The following is a 6,043-nucleotide window of genomic DNA, read 5'->3' as shown; positions in this document are numbered from 1 at the left end:
CGTGGGAGGATGCGCCACCCGCACCCGGATCGCCAGACGATCCCCGACGGTGGCGCGCTTGACGGGAACCTCGACCCGGATGCGGACCTCGCCTTCGGACGATGGCGCTGTCTGGGAGGTCGACGGGGTCTGGGAGAGTGCCGGGGCGGCGGCGGAGAGGAAAAGCGCGAGGAGCGCGCCGGCCGCCGCGATTCTCATCGCAGCCTCCGGGCGCGCTCGCGGAAGAACTTGACCAGGGGCAGATCGTAGGGCGAGGCGGTGGACAGCTCCACAAAATCGACCTCGTTGCGCCGGAACAGCCGGCGCCGCTCCTCGGCGCGCTCGCGGGCGGTGGCCGCGAACTGCTTGATCCCGCGGCGGTCCCAGGTGTCCACCAGGATGCGGCGCCCCGTTTCGGCGTCCTCCAGCTCCAGGATCCCCACCGGCGGCAGATCCTGCTCGCGCGGATCGGAGAGCGACAGCGCGATCAGATCGTGCTTGCGGTTCGCCAGGCGCAGGGCGCGCTCATAGTCGCTCGACAGGAAGTCGGAGACGATGAAGGCGACGCTGCGCCGGCGCACGCCGCGCGCCAGCGATTCGAGCGCCAGCGTCAGGTCGGTGCGCTTGCCGACCGGCTGGAAGGTCAGCACCTCGCGGATGACCCGCAGCACATGGTTGCGCCCCTTGCGCGGCGGGACGTAGCGCTCCTCGCGGTCGGTGAAAATGAACAATCCGACGCGATCGTGGTTGCGGATGGCCGAGAAGGCGAGCAGGGCGCACACCTCCGCCGCCATCGCCCGCTTGGTGCTGCCGACGGTGCCGAAATCCCCCGAGGCTGAGGCGTCCACCAGGAGCATGACGGTCAGCTCGCGCTCCTCCACGAACTTCTTGACGTAGGGATGGCCCATGCGGGAGGTGACGTTCCAGTCGATGGTGCGGATATCGTCCCCGGGGGTGTACTCGCGCACCTCGTCGAACTCCATGCCGCGTCCCTTGAAGACGGAGTGGTACTCCCCCGCCAGGGATTCGTTCACCAGGCGGTTGGTGCGGATCTCGATCCGCCGGACCTTCTTCAGGATCTCCTGGGAGCTCGTCGGCACGTGAGGCTGGCTCCTTGGCGCAATCAGGGGACTTCGATCGTGTCCAGGATCCGCTGGATGATCGACTCGGGGGTCACGTCCTCCGCTTCGGCCTCGTAGGTGAGCAGGACGCGGTGCCGGAGCACGTCGAAGGCGATCGACTTGACGTCTTCCGGCGTGGCGAATCCCCTTCCCTTGATGAAGGCATGTGCCTTGGCCGCCAGGGACAGGAAGATCGTCGCCCGGGGGGAGGCGCCGAAGGCGATCAGCGGCGCGATGTCGAGCTTGTAGTCCTTGGGGGCCCGCGTGGCGAAGACGATGTCGACGATGTAGTCCTTGACCCGATCGTCCATGTAGATCTGGGTGACCACGTCGCGCGCCGAGAGGATGTCAGCCGGCTTGACCACGTGGCTGACCGACGGGATCGCCAGGCCGCTCATCCGATCCAGGATGGCCCTCTCTTCCACCTTGTTGGGGTAGTCCACCTTCAGCTTGAGCATGAAGCGATCGACCTGGGCCTCGGGCAGCGGGTAGGTCCCCTCCTGCTCGATCGGATTCTGGGTGGCCAGGACCAGGAAGGGAGGCTCCAGAGGGTAAGTCTTGTCGCCGAGCGTGACCTGGCGCTCCTGCATCGCCTCCAGCAGGGCCGATTGCACCTTGGCCGGGGCCCGGTTGATCTCGTCGGCCAGGATCAAGTGCGCGAACAGAGGCCCCTTCTTGGGCGTGAAGACCCCGTCGCGCGGATTGAAGATCATCGTGCCGATCAAATCGGCCGGCAGCATGTCGGGGGTGAACTGGATGCGCTGAAATTTCGCGTCGACGGCGTCGGAGAACGACTTGACCGCGAGCGTCTTGGCAAGTCCCGGGACTCCTTCCAAGAGCAGGTGGCCTTGGGTCAGCACGCCGATCAGCAGGCGATCCAGAAGGTAGCGCTGTCCCACGATGACCTTGCGCACCTCGGACAGCAGCGGCTCGACGAAGGCGCCCTTCTGCGCGACCAGGTCATTGATTCGGCGAATATCCTGTTCCATACCTGCTCAGGCTCCAAGGAATCCGGCGTCCTCGCGGGGCCGGTGTGATGAGGGACGACGACCGGAACGGGGCGTGGCGTCTAATTTTAGCAAGGGTAGTGCCAGAAGCAAGCATCGGGGGAAGATATAAGCCGCGCTGCCTCAAGACCTTGAATGTCGCCCGACTCTTCCCTGCCCGACCTGCGCCAGTTTGTCGCGCGGCGACGCGGAAGGCTTGCCCTTCAAAGCCGTGTTTGGCGCGGAGGAGACGCGAATCAGAAATGCAGCTGGAAGCCGACCTGGAAGCGCCGTCCGAAGGCGCGGGTCTCCTCGGCCTGGAGACTCGTCTCGCGATCGTCGATCTCGAAGACCCGGAGATCGTCGTTGTTGAGCAGGTTGAAGATCTCCAGGAAGGCCGACGCGGAGGAGCGGCCGAGGACGAAGTTCTTCTGGGTCCGGACGTTGATGTCGTAGATGGACGGGTTGCGGTGGGCGTTGCGGGACTCGGGATGGAAGATTCCGGTGTTGGGATCGCGCGTTCCGAACAGGCGGCGATCCTGGATGTACTCGACGTTGTCGTTCGACTGGAAGCGGTTCACCTGGCTGTAAGGGAGCCCCGAAGACCAGGTGAGCCCGCCGCCCAGCTGCCAGTCCCCGGGAAGGAAGGCGGTGGCGAAGAACTTCGCGACATGCCGCTGATCGTAATCCAGGTAGCCGTCCTTCAGCTCGGTGAAGGCGGGATCGTCGCCGCTTTCGGAGAGGAACGATTCGGCCTGTCCGCGTGCCTTGGAATAGACGTAGCTCGCGTCCATCTGCCACTTGCGGCTCAAGCGGCGCACCAGGTGCAGCTCGTAGGAGCGATAGTCCTGGTAGTTGAAGTTTCCGATACGGAAGATCTGGTTGAAGTTCAGGTTCGCGACGTACAGGTCGGGGTAGCCGTCGGGCTCCCGGGAGTACATGCCGTCGTCGTTCGCCGGGGGATCCGTGAAGCCGAAATCGTCGCAGTAGGTGGGGGATTTCGGGTTGACGGCGCAGGCCGGCGGACGCTTCACCGAGTGGTTCAGCTCGATGTCCTGGAGCTGATCGCGGTATTTCCTGCCGACGTAAGTGAGCCCGAGCGACGCATCGGGGGCGATCTCGATCTGCAGGCCCAGGGTCAGCTCGTCGGTGAACGGTGTCCGCAGGCCACGCTCGATCTGGGAAGCCGAGGGAGGCGAGCGGGAGATGACCCGCCCGAAGTGGCCGTCGGGCAGCGCGTCGCCGCCCACGCCATCGGCATCGTAGAGGTAATAGGGGCTCAGGAAGTCGGGTCCCTGCTCCGCCACTACGGTTTGTAAGAATAGATTGCCGTAGAAGCGTCCCCAGGAGGCGAACAGCTTGCTCTTCCCCTCGGCCCGGGGGTCCCACGAGACGCTGAGCCGCGGCGCCAGATTGTTGTTGCTGATGGTGAAATCCTCTCGCTGCCGCGGGCGCCCGCCGGAGAGCAGCTTCGGATCGGTGATGCCCAATCGCGCCAGCTCCGCGCTGACGATGCTGGTGAGGAAGTTGTGGCGCGTGAAGCGACGCGGCGCCACCGCGGCCAGCTCCGATTTCAGCCTCGAGGCGCGCACCGGATCGGAGGCGGAGAGAGGGTCCCGCGACAGGTCCCAGGTCACGATGCCGTCGCTGTTCAGGTCCCCGGCCTGCACCTCCACTCCCACGAGCTGGGTGAGCAGGTCGAAACCGGCGCGCTGCTCCGAGGGATCGAACGGCTCGTATCCCCAGGCGGCGACCTCCTCGCGATCGAAGCGCAGCCCGATGCCGATGCTCAGGTTGGGGAGCGGCTTGAAAGTGTCCTGGATGTAGGCGCCCCAGTGGTCAGCGGAGGCGTCCTCTGTCAGATCGGGGACCGTCGGGATCCGCGCTCCGATGGTGCGGGCTGCCCCGGACCGTCCGGCGACCCGGTGGGTCCGGCTCACTTCCAGGTAAGTCCGGTCGTGGCGCTGACGCTCGAACCCCTCCCCTTCCCAGATCCCGCCGATCTTCAGGTCGTGGGTCCCCGATCCTTCGGCGACGAACAGCGACAGGTCCTCGCGCAGGGTGTTGCGGGTTCGATCGTCCTCGTAATCGAAGTAGAAAGGGCCCGAGATGCGATTGAGGCTCAGGTCGCGCACGTAGTCGCGGTCGGGGGCCAGCGGCGCGGTGAACTCTCCCGGATCGGGCTCGCCGTCGCCATTGCGGTCGTTCCAGAAAGGAAAAGGTGTGGGGCCCGAATTGTCGAGCGTGTCGAGGAGGAAGTTGCCGTTTCGATCCTCCGTGTCCCAGGCGCCGTTGCCGCGGGTGTGGGGCTCGACGCCCCCGGGGCAGAGCGCCGGGTTGGCGCACGGGATGCCGATATCCTCCGCCGGATCCAGCACACCGTTCTCGTCGCGATCGAACTCCCGATCGAGCACGCCGTTGCAGTTGATATCCTCGTGCTCCCGGCCCTCGCAGCCCCAAAGGCCGGTCACGCGGCCGTCCCGGTCGATGTCGTCGGAGCAGAAGGACTCTCCCGTGTCGGGGTCGACGAAGCAGGCATCCAGGCTGCCGTTGTGGTTGTAATCCTCGAATACGTCGAAGCGCCCGTCGCCGTCGTAGTCCTCTCCGGGGTCGCGCTCGCCGGCCTGGTTGAAGCCGTCCTGGTTCCCCCCCTGGGAGGAATCCCGGTCGGTGAAGAGAACCCCGTTGCCGTTGGTGTCGGCACCGAGCGTCGGTGCGATCGAGAAGGACTGCTGCAGGCGCGAGAGCGAGCTCTCCAGCGAGACGGTGGGACGAAACACCGTGACGTTCTGCAGGGTGAAGGTCGGCCCGCCCCGCGTGGTGGTATAGCCGCTCTCCAGGAGAATGCGGCTGTTGAGACCCTGATTGTCCACCGAGGTGGTGTCGAACAGCACCAGCGCCGAGAGCTTGCTGGAAGGGGCGATCTGCCAGGTCAGCTTGCCGGTCGCCCGCGTGGAGCGGGTCTGGACGACGTAGCTCTGGGTGCCGGCATTGGTGGGCACCTCGATCTGGCTGAACTCCGGAGCCAGATAGTACCAGACCCGGTCCCGCACGATGGGGCCCGACACCGACACGAAGGGATAGAAGTCCGAGAACTTCAAATCGCGGTAGCCGTCCTTCTCCCCCACCCCGCCACGCAGCTCGACCGGATCGATGCCGGCGCCGTCGCCATCCAGGAGGTAGGAGCGGACGTAGAGGCTGAAGCTGCCGGTGAACTCGTTCCCTCCCGACTTGGTGATCAGGTTGACGAAGCCTCCCTGGGCGCGGCTGAACTCGGCGCCGGCGCCCGCCGTGATGATCTCAATCTCCGCGATCGATTCGGAGTTCATCTCCTGCCCGTAGTGGCCCGAAAAAGGATCGGTGGTGTTGATTCCGTCGACCAGGGTGATGACGTCGACGTCCCGGGCCCCGTGGATGTTGGGGTTGCCGGTCTTGTTCACGTCGGTGACGCCGGGGGCGAGGGTCAGGAGGTCCTGGTAGTCGCGGCCCAGCACCGGCAAGCCGGCGATGAACTCGCTGCTGATTGCCGTGCTGGTCTCGGCCGTGTCGGTCTGCACCACTTCGGGCTCGCCGCGCACCGCGATTTTCTCGGTGAAGGCCACGAGCAGGACGATGTCCTGCACCACCGTCGCGGGCGAGGCGGCGGTGATGCGATCGAACTCCAGGGTCTGATACGAAGGGAAGCTGACCTTGAGGCGGTAGCCGGGCCCGCCGGCCAGATCGGGAAAGCGGAACCCTCCAAGGGAGTCGGTCAGGCACATCCGCGGGGCCGACGACTCCCCCGGAAAGCGAAGCTCGACGGTCGCTCCCGGCAGCGGATGCCCGTCGCGATCCACCACGCGTCCGCGGATTGCCGCCCGCGGGACGGCGGCGCCGGCATGCTGCAGCGCCGAAAGGGCGAATACCGCCGCGAGAACCATGACGATGAGGAAGCGGAGCCACGGACGGAACATTCTT

4 protein-coding genes are annotated in these 6,043 nt (G+C 65.9%); all 4 read right to left on the bottom strand.

Annotated features, from left to right (window positions below; all coding sequences use genetic code 11):
• A partial coding sequence (locus VFW45_10375; protein HEU5181191.1) for a hypothetical protein occupies window positions 1-198 on the bottom strand: 198 nt, incomplete at its 3' end.
• Window positions 195-1,079, bottom strand: coding sequence for a DUF58 domain-containing protein (locus tag VFW45_10370; GenBank protein HEU5181190.1), 885 nt, complete (start codon window positions 1,077-1,079; stop codon window positions 195-197). The genes VFW45_10375 and VFW45_10370, both read right to left, overlap by 4 nt.
• Before the next feature lie 23 nt (window positions 1,080-1,102).
• Window positions 1,103-2,089 (bottom strand): MoxR family ATPase, encoded by a 987-nt coding sequence (locus VFW45_10365; GenBank protein HEU5181189.1) that lies wholly within the window; start codon window positions 2,087-2,089, stop codon window positions 1,103-1,105.
• A 254-nt stretch (window positions 2,090-2,343) separates the two neighbouring features.
• A partial coding sequence (locus VFW45_10360; protein HEU5181188.1) for a carboxypeptidase regulatory-like domain-containing protein occupies window positions 2,344-6,043 on the bottom strand: 3,700 nt, incomplete at its 5' end.

It is taken from the genome of Candidatus Polarisedimenticolia bacterium (assembly GCA_035764505.1).
Classification (GTDB): Bacteria; Acidobacteriota; Polarisedimenticolia; order Gp22-AA2; family AA152; genus AA152.
The sequence above is the reverse complement of the archived record's forward strand: the minus strand, read 5'-3'. Positions and strand labels throughout refer to the sequence as shown.